The sequence below is a fragment of the Streptomyces sp. NPDC008313 genome, from assembly GCF_042956125.1.
In the GTDB taxonomy this organism is placed as follows: domain Bacteria; phylum Actinomycetota; class Actinomycetes; order Streptomycetales; family Streptomycetaceae; genus Streptomyces.
Genome location: NZ_JBIBFR010000031.1, coordinates 44,306 through 60,895, shown reverse-complemented (window position 1 = coordinate 60,895; position 16,590 = coordinate 44,306). Strand labels below are relative to the sequence as shown.

Here is a 16,590-nt window from a genome sequence, read left to right as displayed (position 1 = left end):
ACGACCCCGGCGATGGTTCGACGGTTCGCGAGAGAGGGCCCGGCCATGACGTCGTCAAGGGTGACCTCGTCCCCGTCTTCCCGGCCATCACGGCCGAACCTCGCCTTCCGGCGACTGCGCGGGCGGCGCTCACCGTCCGAGTTCGCCGCGGCGGTGCGGCGGGCGGCGCTGGAGATCGGTGAGCGGGTCAGCTGCGACGCGCGGTACATCGGGCGCGTCGAGGCGGGCGAGATCCGCTGCCCCAACTACGCGTACGAACGGGTGTTCTTGCACATGTTTCCCGGCCGGACCCTGACCGACCTGGGCTTCGCGCCCCGCTCATCGGTACGTGGACGAGGGGCGCGCGAAACGGAGGAGGCGCCCCTCCCGCACACCACGAGCCTTTCCCGCGCCGCGTATGAGACGGAGGGGGCGGGCGAGCCGTATGGGATGCGGGAGACCGAAGCCCCCGCGCACCCCACACCGCCACCACCCACCCCGCACGACCGACCCGAACCGCACGACCGCTCCGACTCCGGCAACCCGCACAAGCCGTGTCTCCCGAACGACCCGACCGACCCGTACGCCGCGGCCGCCCCGACGGACCCGCACGACCTGAACGCCCCCATCGCCCCGTACTACCCGTCCGACCCGTCCGACCCGTCCGACCCGTGTGACCTGTACCACCCGCACGAGATCCACGATCAGAACCACGAGGAGAGCGACGTGCAGCGTCGCGCATTCATGACCGGCGGCACCCTCACGGTGGCGGCCGCCTCGCTCGGCGCCTTCGCCCTCGCGTCGGGCGCGACCGCCGGGGCCGCGGACCGTCCCGTCCACCGCGCCGGCGCGTCCGAGACGGACGCCCTGGAGGACGCCGTGCGCAAGATCCGGCTGCTCGACGACCGGCACGGCGCCGACGGCCTCTACCGGCGGGCGGCGGCCCCGCTGCGGACCGCCTACGAACTGCTCGACGCGGGCACCCTCCGCCGCCGGATCAGCGACCGGCTCTACGCGGGCGCGGGCGAACTCGCGATCTCCGTCGGGTGGCTGGCGCACGACTCGGGGCGCTTCGACGACGCGCGTTCGCACTACGCCGAGGCGCTCGCCACCGCCCGGATGTCCGGCGACGCGGGCCTGGAGGCGCACGCGTTCTGCAACACGGCGTTCCTCGCGCGCGACACGGGGCGCCCGCGGGAGGCGGTGCGGGCGGCGCAGGCCGCGCAGCGCGTCGCACGGCCGCTGGGCTCACCGCGGCTGATGTCGCTGCTCGCGCTGCGTGAGGCGGGCGGCTGGGCGGGCCTCGCCGACCGGACCGGCTGCGAGCGCGCGCTCGCCCGGGCACAGGCCCTGTTCGAACGCGGGCCCTCCCCCGACGACCCCGAGTGGATGAGCTTCTACGGGGAGGCCGAGCTGGAGGGGCTGGAGGCGCAGTGCTGGTCGACGCTCGGCGACTGGCCGCGCGCGGCACGTCACGCGCGGCGGGCTGCGCGGCTGCAGGACCCGCACTTCACCCGCAACATCGCCCTGTACACGGCGGAGCTGGCCGACGACCTGGCGCGCGGCGGGCGTCCCGACGAGGCGGCGTCGGCCGGGATGCGGGTCCTCGACCTGCTCGACGAGGTGCAGTCCTCGCGCGTCCAGACGATGCTGGCCGGCACGGCCCGGGTGCTCCTGCCGCACCGGGCGGCCTCGGGCGTCTCCGCGTTCCTGGATCGGCACGCGAGCCTCCCCCGCACGGCCTGACCGCCCCGCGCCGACTCCGTGAAGCCCGGACTCCGCGCCCGGCGGCTACCCTCCCAGATGCCCGAGGTCGTTCCAGGTCTCGATCGCGGGCTCGCCGTAGGCCCAGCCGAGGACCGACAGGGAGGTCGGGTTCAGGCGGATACGGGCGGCGAAGCCGAGGGGAAGGCCGAGCCAGCGGGCGCCGAGGGAGCGGAGGACGTGGCCGTGCGCGAAGACCAGCACGTCGCGGTCCTCGGCACGGGCCCAGGCGACGACCTCGTCCACGCGCGCGGTGACCTGCTCCAGGGTCTCCCCTCCGGGAACGCCGTCGCGCCAGATGAGCCAGCCGGGCCGGACCGCCTGGATCTCGTCGGGCGTCATGCCCTCGTACGCCCCGTAGTCCCACTCCATGAGCGCGTCCCACTCCGTCGCGCGGTCGCCGAACCCGGCGAGTGCGCACGTCTCACGCGCGCGTACCAGCGGACTGGTGCGCACCTCGGCGTCGGGGAGTCCGTCGAGGGGGGCGCGGTGCAGGCGCTCGCCGAGCAGCTTCGCGCCGCGCCGGCCCTCCTCGAGGAGGGGGACGTCGGTCCTGCCGGTGTGCTTCCCGAGCAGGGACCATTCCGTCTGTCCGTGCCGGGCCAGCAGGATGCGCGGTGCCATGAAGGGGCCTTTCCGGGACGAGTGAGGGGTGGGTCACTCCATCATCGCGCACCGCTTTCCGGGGCAACCCGCCGGGCGATCTCCGCGTCTTTGACGACCGGGGGCGCCCCGCGACGGCGTTCGCGCACACCGTGATCGGTCGTGCCACCAGCGGTTCCACCGGAAGCTATGCTCTCGCGGACACCGGAACCACAAGGACCAGTGGAAAGCAGATGGGGGAGGGCGATCGGATGCTGCGGACCGATGCGGCACGCACCGGGACGGCACCACGTGCCCGGCTGCGCTGGTGGACCGAGCTGCCGTTGATCGTATTGGTGTACGCGGCGTACTCGGGAGGCCGGCTGCTGGTCCGCGGCGACGTGTCGGGGGCCGTCGACCACGGGCTGGGGATCCTGCGGATCGAGAAGGCCCTGTACCTCAACGCCGAGCATCCGCTGAACCGTCTCTTCACCCGCGAGGCCTGGCTCGGCGTGCCCGCCGACTTCTGGTACGCGTCCCTGCACTACCTGGTGACGCCCGCGATACTCGTCTGGCTGTTCCGGTCCCGCACGGTGCGCTACCGGGCAGCCCGCACCTGGCTGATGACGTCGACGTTCATCGGCCTGATCGGCTTCACGCTGCTGCCGACCTGCCCGCCCCGGCTGCTCTCCTCCGGGCACGGCTTCGTCGACACGATGGCCCGGTACAGCGACTACGGCTGGTGGGGCGGCGAGGCGAGCGCGCCCCGCGGCATGGGCGGCATGACGAACCAGTACGCGGCGATGCCGAGCCTGCACGTCGGCTGGGCGCTGTGGTGCGGAGTGATGCTGTGGCGGCACGGCGGTACCCGGACGGCGAAGGCCGCGGGCGTCGCCTACCCGTTGCTCACCACGATCGTGGTCATGGGCACCGCCAACCACTACTTCCTCGACGCGGTCGGCGGAGCCCTCGTGATGGGGGTCGGCCTCCTGCTCGCCCCGCTCGTGATGCGTTACGCGGACGTGGCGAAGGCGTGGCTCGCGGCGCGGACGCCCGCGGGACCGGGCACGCGCTGGGCGGCGGGCGCGGACGCGGTTCCCGCACCGGTCGCGTCCGCCTCACGCGACGCGGGTTCCTCCGTTGTCAGTGCGGGATGCCAGACTTCCCCGGGTGAGCGATTCCCCCGACAGCGCGAGTCCCCCACCGGGCCGGGAGCCGAACCGGGTGCCACCCCCGCGGACGCGGGAGGCGGCGATTCCGGATGGGGCGTCCCCACCTCCGGCGAGGCCGAGAGCCTGGGGAAGGCTCGCTGAGCTGCGCGGCCCCGGCGTCCCGCCGAAGGCGCTGGACGCCCGGGCCCTCGCGGCGCTGGCCGCCAACCCGGGGTGCGACCGGCGGGCGATCCTCGACGGCGCCGGGGTCGACAAGGCCGCGCTCGCGAGCGCGCTGGGGTCTCCGTCCGCCTTCGGCCAGTCGCAGTTCGCCCTCACGCGGGGCAACGCGTTCGAGAGGCGGGTCAAGGCCGACGGCGGCGCGGAGCTGCTGCGGCTGGTCCACGAGAAGCTCGACCCGGGCGCCGAGCCGCCGTCCGGCGCACGGGTCCCCGACCTGACGGCGGTGGGTCCCGAGGGCCGCGCCGCCCGTACGTCGCTCGCCTTGCGCGAGGCCACCGGCGCGGGGACGTGGACGCTGCTCGACCATCCTCTGCTGGTGCTCGACGTCGCCGGTTCCCCGGTGTTCCTGGAGCCGGACGCGGTGGTGGTGCACCCCGACGGCACCTGGACGGTCGTCGAGATCAAGTCCTTCCCGATGCTCGACGGCTCGGCGGACCCGGCGAAGGTCGGGGCGGCGGCGCGCCAGTCGGCGGTCTACGTCCTGGCGCTGGAGCGCGTCGCCTCGCGCCTGTCCGCCCCCGGGCCCACCGACCCGCAGGCCACCGACCCGCAGGCCACGAACCCGCAGGCCGCAGACCCGCAGGCCGCAGACCCGCAGGCCACGGTCCCCGCGCCCACGGCCTCCGCACCCACGGCCCCCGGCACGACGCCTCCCGGGGCCGCTGCCCCCGCTGCGCCGGCCCCCACGCGCGTCGTCCGTCACCGCGTCCTGCTGGTCTGCCCGAAGGACTTCTCCAACCTGGCGACCGCCTCGGCCGTCGACGTCCGCAAGCAGCGCGCCGTGACCCGCCGCCAGCTCGACCGGCTGACGCGCGTCCAGGACATCGCGGACCTCCTCCCGGACGGCACCTGCTTCAGCCCCGAGCTGCCGTCCGAGGAGCTGACGGCCGCCGTCGAGTCCGTCCCGGCGACGTACGCGCCGGAGTGCCTCGCCGCCTGCGAGCTGGCCTTCCACTGCCGCGGCCGCTCCCGCGCCGAGGGCGCGGTGACCTCCCTGGGCCGCTCCCTGCGGGCGGAGCTGGGCGGCCTCACGACCGTCGAGGAGGTCCTCGCCGCGGCCCGCGGCGAGGCGGGCGACCCGGACGACCCGGCCGTCGCCGCCCTCCGCAGAGCGGCCCGGCTCCGCGCGGAGGTCCTGGCCGAGTGCGATCCCGGCGTCACGGCCGGGCAGGGGGTCGCCGCCTCATGTCACTGATCACCGATCTCGCGCGGCTCGAAGCCGTCAGCCGGGGCCGGGCCACCGCGACGGCCACCGTGCGGCACCGGCACCTGTCCGAGAGGCCGCTCGTCCTCGTGCCCCTGACCACCGCGGGAGAGGCGGGCGCTCCGCTCGGGGCGCTCGTGGGCACCGATCGGGACGCTCCCCGGCTGCTGGCCGTACCGCAGCCGCGCGACCGTGACCTGCGGTTCGCGTTCCTCGCCGAGCTCGCGGACGTCGTCCTGCCGTACGTCGACGCGTACGGGGACGCCGTCGAGGCCGCCGAGCGCAGCGAGACCGACCCGGAGACCGGCAAGCGGGTCAAGGTCGAGGTCGACCTGTGCGTGGACGCCCCGCAGCTGATCGTGCCGAGCCGGGCCGGCGTCGAGTTCGTCAGGCTGCTCGGACGCTCCATGCGTTTCCGCCGCACCGCCGAGCAGGAACCGGAGGCCCCGCACCCGGCGCCACCGCGCGTGCCCCTGCTCGGCCGGTGGTTCACGCACTTCGGGGAGCGGGCCCGCGTCCCCGGTTCCTCGCTCCTGCTCGCCCTCACCGACCTGCTGTCCCGGCACTGGGCGACCGGCCAGAGCAGCCTGGAGGACCAGCACCTCGGGGCCCTGCTGGCCTGGATCGACCCGCCGGACGGCCTGTCGGGGGCCGAGGCGGCGCACCGGGCCGAGCTCGGACGCGACGGGCGGGGGCAGCTGCTGTGCCCGCCCGCCGGGCCGGCCACCGACCCGGCCTTCGACAACCGGCTGCTCGCCCCCGCCATCGAGCGCTACGACCGCGCGCGCACCGCGCTGGCCGCCGCCGAGGACGGCGTCGAGGCGGACGACCGGCTCGGTGCGCTCACCGGCGCCGAGCGGGAGATCCGCGCCCTCGTCGAGAGTCGTACGCGCCCCACCTGGGACGCCGTCTGGCACGGCCTCGACCTGCTGCGGACGCTCCCCGAAGGCGCGCACGCCACCGACCGGTGGACCCGCGACCGCTGGTCGTTCACCGGCCACCGGGACCGGATCGTCGCCGGTGAGCCGCCGCAGCCGCGCCACGACGACGCGGTCACCGCGGCGAACAAGCTCGCGACCCGTGAGCGCGAGCAGGCCCGCCTGGAGGCCCAGGAGGCCCTCGACGACCCGCTGGTCATGGCCGGCCGGCGGCTCGCGGGCGAGGCCTTCGCGGGCGAGGTCACGGACGTCGTCATGGCGTACAGCGACGGCAAGCGGCCCAGCCCCCGCCCGCTGGTGACCGTCCGCACGGACGACCGGCCGCATCTCGGGGAGCGGGGGAAGGTGTACCGGTCCCTGGGCGGCAAGCCGCAGGCCGCCCAGTACGTGGGCCAGGAGGACGACGGGGCGCTGATCGTGCTGCGGATCGTGGACAAGATGGGGCGCGGCAAGGAGCCCGAGCCTCAGTCCGTGCCGGAGAAGGGCGACCGGGTCTGCTTCACGCTCTTCGAGCACGAGCAGCGGGGCGGCGCGAAGCTGCCCGACCCGGACGAGACCCCGTGGACGCACGGCGGGCCGCCGGGCGAGCCCGACGCGCTCCCCGTCCCGGACCCGGTGACCGAGGAGGACGTACTGTGACCGCCACCGGCCCCGCCGCCACCGCGGCCACCCGCTCCGCCGCGCTCCCCTCCCCCGGGCCCTTCGACCCCGGCGCCGAGGCCACCCGCGCCACCGACGCGATCCTGCGGGACACCCTGCACGGCACGGCACGCGGAGTCGTCGTCGACTCCCCGCCGGGCGCGGGCAAGTCCACCCTGGTCGTCCGGGCCGCGCTCGAACTGGCCGCGGCCGGGAGACCTCTGATGGTCATCGCGCAGACCAACGCCCAGGTCGACGACCTGGTGCTGCGACTCGCCGAGAAGAACCCCTCCCTGCCCGTGGGCCGCCTGCACAGCAGCGACCCCGACCCGTACGACAAGGCCCTCGACGGCCTGGCGAACGTACGGAAGTCCGCGAAGGCCGGGGACCTGGCCGGACTGGACGTGGTGATCTCGACGGCCGCCAAGTGGGCCCACGTCAAGGGCGTCGAGCCGTGGCGGCACGCGATCGTCGACGAGGCGTACCAGATGCGCTCCGACGCGCTGCTCGCCGTGGCGAACCTGTTCGAGCGGGCGCTGTTCGTGGGCGACCCGGGGCAGTTGGACCCGTTCGCGATCGTCGGTTCGGAGCAGTGGGCGGGGCTGTCGTACGACCCGTCGGCGTCCGCGGTGACGACGCTGCTGGCCCACAACCCGCACCTGCCGCAGCACCGGCTGCCGGTGTCCTGGCGGCTGCCCGCGTCGGCGGCGCCGCTGGTCTCGGACGCCTTCTACCCCTACACCCCGTTCCGCAGCGGCACGGGGCACGGCGACCGCGGCCTCGACTTCGGCGTCCCGTCGGACGGCTCGGGCCCGGACCGGGTGATCGACGAGGCGGCCGAGACGGGCTGGGGCCTGCTGGAGCTGCCCGCCCGGCACACGCCGCGCACCGACCCGGAGGCGGTCCGCGCGGTGGCCCTCGTCGTGCGCCGTCTGCTGGACCGGGGCGGGGCGGCCCGCTCCGAGCGGTCGGCGGAGCCGGTACCGCTGACCGCCGACCGGATCGCGGTCGGCACGGCGCACCGCGACCAGGCGGCCGCCGTCCGCGCGGCCCTGGCCGACCTCGGTGTCACGGACGTCACCGTGGACACGGCGAACCGACTCCAAGGACGTGAGTTCGACGTGACGGTGGTCCTGCACCCTCTGTCGGGCCGCCCGGACGCGACGGCGTTCCACCTGGAGACCGGCCGCCTGTGCGTCCTCGCCTCCCGCCACCGGCACGCGTGCGTCGTCGTCTGCCGGGCCGGTGTCACCGACCTCCTGGACGACCACCCCTCCACGGAGCCCGTCCAGCTGGGCGTCACCGTGAAGTTCCCGGACGGCTGGGAGGCCAACCACGCGGTCCTCGCCCACCTCGCCGAACACCGCGTGACCTGGCGCCCGTGACGGCGGACGCGCTGTCCGTGCCCACGGTCACCGCGCCCACCCTCCCACCGGGCGGAGCCCGGCACGCCGTCGGAGACCGCCGCGCGGACAGCCCCGGACGGCTGGGAGGCCAACCACGCGGTCCTCGCCCACCTCGCCGAACACCGCGTGACCCGGCGCCCGTGACGGCGGACGCGGGGGCCGCCGCGCACCGGCGCGTGCGTCCGCGGGCCGCCGCCCGTGGCCTTGATGGGGCGTGCCCCGGTGCGCGGGCGGGTAGGCCCGAGGCGTTTCCCCCGTGCACTTGCGCGGCCGGGGGACAATGGACGATGGTCCGCCGCGAGGACGGGGCCATCGAACCGTACGAGGAGGAGAAGACATGGCGGAGCCCACGCCGCATCGCAACGAACCGCGGCTACGCCCCGCGCCCCTGCTCTTCGAGCCCGCTCAGGCGGCCGCGGACCCGGAGCGTTTCTTCGACCTGGAATCCATCGACGACCCCCGGGCGCTGCTCGCCCGTGCCACGGAGCTGACGCTCGCGTTCCGGGCCGCGACCGACCGTGCCGTGGAGTTCCAGGCCATCGCCGCGGCCCAGCTCGCCGACCCGCGCCGCTTCGACCGGCTCACCACGGCCGCCATCGCGGAGCGCGCGGAGTGGACCGAGGACTACGCGACGCGGATGGTCGAGTACGGGCGCGACCTGCTGCGGGGCGCCGAGGGGACCGGCGGCGGCCACGGGCACGGAGTCGGCGACCCCGTCTGATCCGGGGCGGGCCGGGCACGCCCGGCCGAGACGGGGGGCACGGGACTCATGGCTCGGGGGGCCCAGGGCGGCGGGGACTCAGGGCTCCGGGGACTCAGGGGGCACCGGTGGCACGATCGTCCGGCACGGGCCGTCGGCGCGGGGCAAAGTACCCGGCGGCCCCGACACCTGTCCCGGTTTCGTGCAACTCACCGGGACCGGACGCTCACTCGGGGTAGACATGGACCCCATGAGCGGCATCAGCGGTACGCGCAGACCCCCGGGCCCGCCCGTCCCGGACTCCGGCGGCGGACCCGGCCCCGGCGTGCTCGGGGCACACGGGCACTCGCCCGAGCGGTGCGAGCGGTTCGACGCGGCGGGCGTCACCCCCGCGGGCGTCACCCCGGCGGGCGTCACCCCGGCGGGCGTCACCTCGGCGGGAGCCGCCTGGCTGTCCTCCGCGGAGACGTATCCGCGCAGCACGCTCGCGCTCTGGCAGGACCGGCCCGCCGCCCCGCTCGTCCTGCCCTGCGGCACCGCCTTCGACGTGCTCAGCGCCCCGGCGGTCTTCGGCCGGCGGATGCTCGACCGGCTGTGGGAAGAGGGCCCCGGCTCGGGTCCCGTGGCGACGCACCGCGGGCGGATGCTGCTGTTCGCCGCGCCCGGCACGGCGCAGCGGCTGCCGGCGCTGCTGCGGTGGGAGGAGGGCGACTCGGGCGGCTCCGGGACCGCCGGCCGCGGAGGCGACGGCGCCGTACCACCACTGCTCTGCCACGGCCGCGGCGACGCGGTCACCGTCCCCGCCCTGAACCCGGTCCTGGGGCCCGGACCTGGGTGCGCCGGAGCCGCCCCGGCGCACCCCGGATCCGGTGGCACGGGGTCCGAGTCCCGCAGGGAATCCCGCTGGCTCGTCGCCCCGGACACCCGGCAGCCGTGGCTGCCCGGAGCGGAGACGATGATGTGGGCGGCGGTGCGTGCGAGCTGCGACGCGGCCTCCGCCACGGTGCGGATATCGATTTTTCCTCCCGCCGATCAGGATGCTAAGGTCTACGACGTCAGCAGGCGCCGCTAGCTCAGTTGGTTAGAGCAGCTGACTCTTAATCAGCGGGTCCGGGGTTCGAGTCCCTGGCGGCGCACGTTGTCGTTGGCGAGGCAGGTTCGTGGAAACACGAGCGTGCCTCGCCAACGTTGTTCTGCACGGTGTCTCCGCCCCCTTCTTTCCCCTCGCGGAGCGGGGTCGGCCACTCGCGTCAGTCGAGGGAGACCGCGTCAGTCGAGGGAGACCGTCACCGTCCACGCCCCCGAGGCCGTCCGGTCCTCGACCGTGATCCGTACGTCCTCGCCGGGCACCGTGAAGGTCTCGCCGAGCGCCACCGGGGCGTCGGCGAGCGGCGGATAGACCGAGTCCTGCCAGCAGGCCTCGGTACGGGGGTGCGCGTCGATCACCTCGACGGGCCCACCGCCGGACGCCGCCCCGCTGCGCACCCGGTAGACGAGGATCCCCCGCGTACAGGTGGAGCTGTCGTTGCCGACCGCGTCGCGGGCCTCGAGGGCGAGCGCGCTGCCGATCCCGGTACGGATCACGGCGAGCTTGGTCCCCCGCCCTGTTCCGAACGTCTGTGCCCTCGCGCCTGCCGACGGTGCGCCCTGTGCGGCACCCCCAAAACGCCCGGCGCCCGGCTCCCCGGCCGGGTCCGGCCCGGTCGCCGCCGCGCCCTCGGCCATCGGGGCGTCCGGTCCCGCGCCCGCCGCGCCCCCGGAGTCCGGCCCCTCCGACGCCCGCACGGAGACGGCTGACCCGGGAACCGGTCCGCCGGGCCCCGCGCCCGCCGGCTCGGAGCCCTCCGTTCCGGGCGCCCCGGGCCCCGATGCCGGCACCTCGGCGTCCGAGACCGGCCCTCCGTAATTCCCCGAGGCCCGCGCCCCCGGCCCCGCTACCGGCTCCGCGACCGGCTCCGAAGGCGTCGCCGCCCCGGCCCCCTCCCCCGCCACCCCGTCCGACGCCTGCACCACACCCTCGCCCTCCGCCGGCCCCGCCCCCAGTGGCTCCAGGGTCAGCCGGGTGCTGCCCGGCCTCTGGACGCAGACCACCTGGCGGGGGTCGAGCCACCCCAGCTTCCACTTGTGCCAGCCGAACAGATCCGGGGCCAGCCCGAACTGGCTGCCCATGAGGTCCCAGTCGCCGACGAAGGTGTCCCAGTCGCCCTTGCCGTCGGAGGGACGGTGGTAGAGATCGGGCAGGTCGAAGGCATGGCCGGTCTCGTGGGCGAGGACGAGGCGGTCCGGTGGGTGCTTCTCGAAGACGGTGACCACCCGCCGGATGCTCTTGCCGTCGGCGTGCAGCGGGGTGTCGAGGTTGACGACCTTCGTCGCGTCCGAGTCGACACCGGGGGCGTCCGGGTCGGCCACGAAGTAGACGACGTCGTACCGCGAGAAGTCGACCCGCCGGTCGGCCGCCGTCAGCGCGTCGCGCAGATAGGCGGCGCGGTGCGAGGAGCTCCAGTCACGCCTTATGGCGTACGAGGTGGAGGAGTGCGGCATCCGGATCCACTCCCGCAGCGGGTGGGGGCGCAGCGTGAACCTCCCGTACGAGGCCCGGCTGAAGAAGGTGCTGGTGGCCGGGAAGTGGTCGGCGGCCAGTTCGGCGGGCGTGGTCATCGGCTCGGCGTCCGGAAAGGAGAGGAAGACCATCACCGCGTCGAGGGGGCGGGTGGGGCGCGGGTAGGAGGCGTTCCAGGTGTCGAGGCCCTCGGAGTGATGGGCGGAGGTCCGCTTCAGGGCGCACGGGGACGGGAGGGGTTCGGCGAGCGCCGGTCCCGTCACCAGCGAGGTCGCGGCCAGCGCCGTCATCGACGTGAAGACGGCGGCGGTGCTGCGCAGGCGGGGAGCGCCGTCGAGGCTCAGGCTCCGCAGAGCGCCGCTCGTCAGGCTCCGGAGGGTCCCACGGGTGAGCCCCTTCGGGGAAAGCGGACGCGGCACATCGACCTCCGGACGCGGATTTCGGACACCGCACCCAGCCTGTGTGTGTTTGTCATAGAGCGCCCTGTTTACCTGCACCGGACGAGTGAGGGGGGCGGGCGCCGAGCGCCGACACCCCGTGCGCTCACGGAACGTCACAAGTGATCGACTCGCGCAGAAACCCGCCCAGGAGCGCGCAGAAACGATCGTCCGGAGGTGGCGGCCGCCTCAAGGAGGGCGGACGATCGCTGGAAGGCCCTGCGGACAGCCTCTATGATCGGCACACTTTCCTGCACGGACACGGCATGTACGGCTCTCCTCCACCGGCCGGACATCCGCGGGACCCATACGAAGATCGACTGCACTGTGGAGCGAGCGGTGAACGGAACGTCCGAAGGGCCGGCACCAGCGGCAGACTCCATCCGGTCGGCTGTCACGGAGGGTCACAGAGCTGCGCCGTCCCGTGCGCCCGAACCCCCCGGCAGCGACGGCGCCCACGGCGCGGCCTCCTCCGACGACCTGCACGCCGCCTTCGCCACCGCCCCGCTGGCGATGGCCCTCGTCGACCGGGACGGACTGGTCGTCACGGCCAACGAGGCGATGGGCGCCCTGCTCGGCACCGGCGCGGACGGCCCGGAGGGACGCGTCGCCGCCGATCTGCTGGACCTGGCGTCGGACGCGCGCACCCGGCACGCCTACCGCGAGGTGCTGCACGGGCGACAGGCCCGGCTGCGCTGCACCCGCCGGGTCAAGCACGCCGACGGCCACTCGCTCTGGGTCCAGGTCACCGCCACCCGTCTGCGCCGCCCCGGTGAGCCGTCGGTGCTGCTGTCCGCCGCCGACATCAGCGTCCGGCGTGAACTCCATGCCCGCCTACGGCACTTGCAGATGCACGACCCGGTGACCCGGCTACCCAACCGCACCCTGTTCTTCGAACGCCTCTCGGCCGCCCTGGAGGCCCAGTCGGCGGAGACGGACACGGAGGCGAAGGCGGAAACGGAGGCGAAGGCGTCGGCGTCGGCGTCGGCGTACGAGGAGAGCGGCGCCCGCGCCCCCGGCGGCGTGGGCACCGGCCGGATCGGGCTCTGCTACCTCGACCTGGACGGCTTCAAGGCGGTCAACGACACCCTCGGCCACCGCGTCGGCGACCAGCTCCTCGCGGCCGTGGCCGAACGGCTGACGCGCTGCGCCGACGAGGCCGGTGACACTCACGCCGTCACTCCGCTGGTCGCCCGGCTCGGAGGCGACGAGTTCGCCCTGCTCGTCGAGGACTCCGAGGGCACGGACCAGCTCGCCGAACTGGCCGAGTCCGTGCTCAGGGCCCTGGAGGACCCCTTCGACCTGTCGGGACAGCGGCTGTCCGTCTCGGCGTCCATCGGTGTCGTCGAGCGGCGCGCCGCCGGGACCACGGCGACCTGTCTCATGCAGGCCGCGGACACGACCCTGTACTGGGCGAAGGCGGACGGCAAGGGCCGCTGGACGCTCTTCGACCCGGAGCGCAACGCCCACCGCATGACCCGGCAGGCCCTGTCCTCCACCCTCCGCGCCGCCATCGACCGCGGCGAGTTCACCCTGGAGTACCAGCCGCTGGTCGGTATGGAGGACGGCGGTGTGCACGGGGTCGAGGCGCTGGTGCGCTGGAGGCATCCGCGGTTCGGCACGCTGACGCCGAATCGGTTCATCGGACTGGCGGAGGAGGACGGCTCGATCGTCCAGCTCGGCCGCTGGGTGCTGGCCACGGCCTGCCGTCAGGCCCGCCGCTGGCAGCTCGACCACCCGGCCGCGCCGCCGATCTTCGTGAGCGTGAACGTGGCGGTGCGCCAGGTCTGGGACTCCGATCTGGTCGCGGACGTGGCGGAGATCCTGGCCGAGACCGGGCTGCCGCCGGGGCTGCTCCAGCTGGAGCTCACCGAGTCGGCCGTGATGGGCTCGGCGGGCCGCCCGCTCCAGACCCTGCGGGCGCTCAGGGAGATGGGCGTACGCATCGCCATCGACGACTTCGGCACCGGCTACTCGAACCTCGCCTACCTGAGCCGGTTGCCGGTCTCCGCGCTGAAGCTGGACGGTTCCTTCGTCCGCGGCTTCCAGCACGGGCCCGCTGGGACCGCCGTACCCGCGAAACCGCCGGCGTCCGGTGCTCCCGGCACCCCCACCGAGGCCCGGTCCGACCCCCGGTCCGGGTCTCCATCCGACCCCGGGACCGACCCCCGGTCCGGGTCTCCATCCGACCCCCGGTCCGAGTCCCGTACCGAACCCGACGAGATGATCGTCGAGGCCATGATCCAGCTCGCCCACCGGCTGGGTCTCACGGTCACCGCCGAGTGCGTGGAGACCGCCGACCAGGCGTACCGGCTGCGCCGCATCGGCTGCGACACCGGTCAGGGCTGGCTGTACTCCCGCCCGGTGGCGCCGGACCGTATCTCCACGCTTCTGGACGCGGCGGCCTGCGGGAGCGCCTGAGACCGAGACCGCGCAACCGGGTCGACCGTCCGCCCGGGCCGGTGGTCAGCTCTGCTCGCGCGGCAGACCGTACGCGTCGGCGACGAGTTCGTACGACCGCAGCCGGATGTCGCCGCTGTGGGCGTTGGCGGTGATCATCAGCTCGTCGGCGCCGGTGCGCTTCTGCAGGTCGTCGAGGCCAGCGCGGACCTCGTCGGCGGTGCCGTGGATGACGTTGGTGTTCCAGGAGTCGACGAACTCGCGCTCCAGCGGACTGAACTCGTACGCCTCCGCCTCCTCCGGTGTGGGGACGAGGCCGGGGCGGCCGGTGCGCAGCCGGACCATGTTCAGGGCGGCGGCCATGACCTGGCGGCGGGCCTCCTTCTCGTCGTCCGTGGCGAGGGCGGAGACGCCGATCAGGGCGTACGGGGCGTCCAGGACCGCGCTCGGCTGGAAGGACTCGCGGTAGAGGTCGAGGGCCGGGACGGTGTTCTGCGCCGAGAAGTGGTGCGCGAAGGCGAAGGGCAGCCCGAGGACGCCGGCCAGGCGGGCGCTGAAGCCGGAGGAGCCCAGCAGCCAGAGGGGCGGCCGGTGCGGGGACTGGACGCCGCCGGGCGAGGTCGCCTGGACCGGGCCGGGGACGGCGTGGATACGGGCGTAGGGGTGGCCGTCCGGGAAGTCGTCGTCCAGGAAGCGGGTCAGCTCGGCAAGCTGCTGGGGGAAGTCGTCGGCGCCCTCGTTCAGCCGGTCGGTGCGGCGCAGGGCGGCGGCCGTGGCGCCGTCGGTGCCGGGGGCGCGGCCCAGGCCCAGGTCGACGCGGCCGGGGGCCATCGCCTCCAGGGTGCCGAACTGCTCGGCGATGACGAGCGGGGCGTGGTTCGGGAGCATCACGCCGCCGGAGCCGAGCCGGATGCGGTCCGTGTGGGCGGCGAGGTGGGCCAGGATCACCGCCGGGGAGGACGAGGCCACGCCGGGCATGGAGTGGTGCTCGGCGACCCAGTAGCGGTGGAAGCCGCGGGACTCCGCGAGGCGGGCGATGTCCACGCTGGTGCGCAGGGCGTCGGTCGCGGTGCGGCCCGCGCCCACGGTCACCAGGTCCAGTACGGACAGGGGGGCCGGGGCGGTGCCCTCTGCCTTGCCTCGGATCTCGCCTGCCGCCACGGTGGTGCCTCCTGTTGCTCGCCTTGATCGCGTCGCGCTCGCGCTCACCTTCACGTTCACGCTCCGGCGACTGGCAACAGGAGACTGTCCCCGCGTATTCCCGGCGGCCCCTCGGCACGGGCCGCCGTCCGGCGCCTCACGACCGGGCCCCGAGCCACCCCTCACGACCCTGACGCCCCACGACGGGGCCCCGAGCCACCCCTCACGACCCTGACGCCTCACACGGCCCCCACCCTCACACCTGGACGATCGGCTCCTTCGTGAAGAGGGCGCCCAGGTCGGGCGCGTTGACCCTGCGGTCGGCGAGGCGCAGTGCCTCCCAGACGCTGACCTGGTTGGCGGTGAGGACCGGCTTGCCCAGGGCCTGCTCCAGGGCCGGGATGTGGGAGACGGTGTGGAGGGCGGTGCCGGGGATCAGGACGGCCTCCGCGTCGGGATGGTCGCCCTCACGGGCGAGCGCGAGCACCTCGGCCTCGCCCCAGGTGCCCGCCTCGGCGGCGGTGACGATGCCCGCGCCGGACACCGAGACCACCTCCAGGCCGGCGTCGGTGAGGAATCCGGCGAAGAGTCCGGCCACGTCGTCCGGGTAGGTCGCGGCGACGGCGACCCGCCGGACGCGCAGCTCGCGGGCGGCGTGCGCGAAGGCGAAGGACGTGGAGGAGGCGGGGAGCCCTGCCGTGCGGGCCAGGGCGCGGACCTGGTCGTGGGCGCCCTCCCAGCCGTACACGAAGCTGCCGCTGGTGCACGCCCACACCACCGCCTCGGCGCCGGAGAGGCGCAGCTCCTCGATACCTGCGGCGAGCCGGGCCGCCGAGCCCATCTCCAGCAGCGCGTCCACGCGGTGGGCGTCCTCGCCGATGTCGGTGTGGACCAGCGGGAGGCGGATGTCGCTGCCCAGGAGCTGTTCCATGCGCGGATAGTCGTCCTCTGCCGAGTGGCCCGGGTAGAGGATTCCGAGTGCGGTCATGCCCAGCCTTCCTGTCACTCCGGAAACGGGGGTGGCTCCAGGACACGGGTTCCCGGAGCACGCCGCCTGAACCGGCGCCGTGCCCGAACCGCGCCGTGCTCGAGTCGTGCCGCGCTCGAGTCGTGCCGCGCCCGAACCGCGCCGTGCCCGAACCGCGCCGGGCCCGTGAGCCTTCAGGCCAGCCCCTCCTGCCCCTGCCCCTCGACGGGGAACGCGGTGTTCGCCGGGAGAACGGGCAGCTGCCGGGCGGACTCGTCCAGCAGCGCCTGGTACGACCCCACGGCATGGGTACCCAGGTGGCCCGCGTCGACAAAGGTAGGTTGTCGAGATAGATAGGTCGGGTGCGAGCGGCGAGCGTGGTAGGTCCGCGCCCTGTAAGACGGTTCACGAATCAGCATGGGTACCGTCCGGCCGGTCCCCGTGGTCTGTCCCTGTGGCCGGTCGGCCGGACCCGGCGAC

Annotated in this window: 12 protein-coding genes and 1 tRNA gene; 9 read left to right on the top strand and 4 right to left on the bottom strand. The window is 74.7% G+C overall.

The annotated features are described in order from the left end of the window. The first annotated feature begins 45 nt into the window (after positions 1–45). Complete coding sequence (locus ACFY93_RS31055) at positions 46–1,725, top strand: hypothetical protein (protein ID WP_391365185.1); 1,680 nt, start codon at positions 46–48, stop codon at positions 1,723–1,725. Positions 1,726–1,770: 45 nt separating this feature from the next. On the opposite strand, the gene ACFY93_RS31050 is transcribed toward ACFY93_RS31055, so the two are convergent. Beyond that, positions 1,771–2,367: a histidine phosphatase family protein gene (locus ACFY93_RS31050; protein ID WP_391365183.1), complete on the bottom strand. Its 597-nt coding sequence runs from the start codon at positions 2,365–2,367 to the stop codon at positions 1,771–1,773. A gap of 230 nt (positions 2,368–2,597) precedes the next feature. Between ACFY93_RS31050 and ACFY93_RS31045 the strand changes: the two genes are divergently transcribed. The 7 genes from ACFY93_RS31045 to ACFY93_RS31015 all read left to right on the top strand — a co-directional run bounded on the left by ACFY93_RS31045 (position 2,598) and on the right by ACFY93_RS31015 (position 9,742). Next, a complete protein-coding gene (locus tag ACFY93_RS31045; RefSeq protein ID WP_391365181.1) occupies positions 2,598–3,638 on the top strand; it encodes a phosphatase PAP2 family protein in 1,041 nt (346 codons plus the stop codon). Further along, a complete protein-coding gene (locus ACFY93_RS31040) occupies positions 3,550–4,914 on the top strand; it encodes a hypothetical protein (RefSeq protein WP_391365179.1) in 1,365 nt (454 codons plus the stop codon). The genes ACFY93_RS31045 and ACFY93_RS31040 overlap by 89 nt, the downstream gene beginning before the upstream one ends. After that, positions 4,905–6,500 carry a hypothetical protein gene (locus tag ACFY93_RS31035; RefSeq protein ID WP_391365177.1) on the top strand — a complete coding sequence of 532 codons (1,596 nt, stop codon included), beginning with the start codon at positions 4,905–4,907 and terminating at the stop codon, positions 6,498–6,500. The genes ACFY93_RS31040 and ACFY93_RS31035 overlap by 10 nt, the downstream gene beginning before the upstream one ends. 101 nt (positions 6,501–6,601) lie before the next feature. Next, the gene (locus tag ACFY93_RS31030) at positions 6,602–7,885 is read left to right on the top strand and encodes an AAA domain-containing protein (RefSeq protein WP_391365228.1); all 1,284 of its coding nucleotides are present in this window, start codon (positions 6,602–6,604) and stop codon (positions 7,883–7,885) included. 358 nt (positions 7,886–8,243) lie between these two features. After that, entirely contained in the window at positions 8,244–8,627 is a 384-nt protein-coding gene (locus ACFY93_RS31025; protein WP_391365175.1) for a hypothetical protein, read from the top strand. Positions 8,628–8,856: 229 nt separating this feature from the next. Further along, positions 8,857–9,678: a bifunctional DNA primase/polymerase gene (locus tag ACFY93_RS31020; RefSeq protein WP_391365173.1), complete on the top strand. Its 822-nt coding sequence runs from the start codon at positions 8,857–8,859 to the stop codon at positions 9,676–9,678. Next, positions 9,669–9,742: transfer RNA gene (locus ACFY93_RS31015), tRNA-Lys, on the top strand. The genes ACFY93_RS31020 and ACFY93_RS31015 overlap by 10 nt, the downstream gene beginning before the upstream one ends. 133 nt (positions 9,743–9,875) lie before the next feature. Here the strand turns inward: ACFY93_RS31015 and ACFY93_RS31010 are convergent. Further along, a complete protein-coding gene (locus tag ACFY93_RS31010; RefSeq protein WP_391365171.1) occupies positions 9,876–11,585 on the bottom strand; it encodes a M6 family metalloprotease domain-containing protein in 1,710 nt (569 codons plus the stop codon). 357 nt (positions 11,586–11,942) lie between these two features. On the opposite strand from ACFY93_RS31010, the gene ACFY93_RS31005 reads away from it, so the two are divergent. Next, on the top strand, positions 11,943–14,024 hold the full coding sequence (locus ACFY93_RS31005) for an EAL domain-containing protein (protein ID WP_391365169.1): 2,082 nt from the start codon (positions 11,943–11,945) through the stop codon (positions 14,022–14,024). A gap of 45 nt (positions 14,025–14,069) precedes the next feature. Here the strand turns inward: ACFY93_RS31005 and ACFY93_RS31000 are convergent, their stop codons facing one another. Then, the gene (locus ACFY93_RS31000) at positions 14,070–15,164 is read right to left on the bottom strand and encodes an MsnO8 family LLM class oxidoreductase (protein ID WP_391365167.1); all 1,095 of its coding nucleotides are present in this window, start codon (positions 15,162–15,164) and stop codon (positions 14,070–14,072) included. Between the two features lie 235 nt (positions 15,165–15,399). Further along, positions 15,400–16,131, bottom strand: a complete 732-nt coding sequence (locus ACFY93_RS30995; protein ID WP_391365164.1) for a decarboxylase — start codon at positions 16,129–16,131, stop codon at positions 15,400–15,402. Positions 16,132–16,590: the final 459 nt, after the last annotated feature.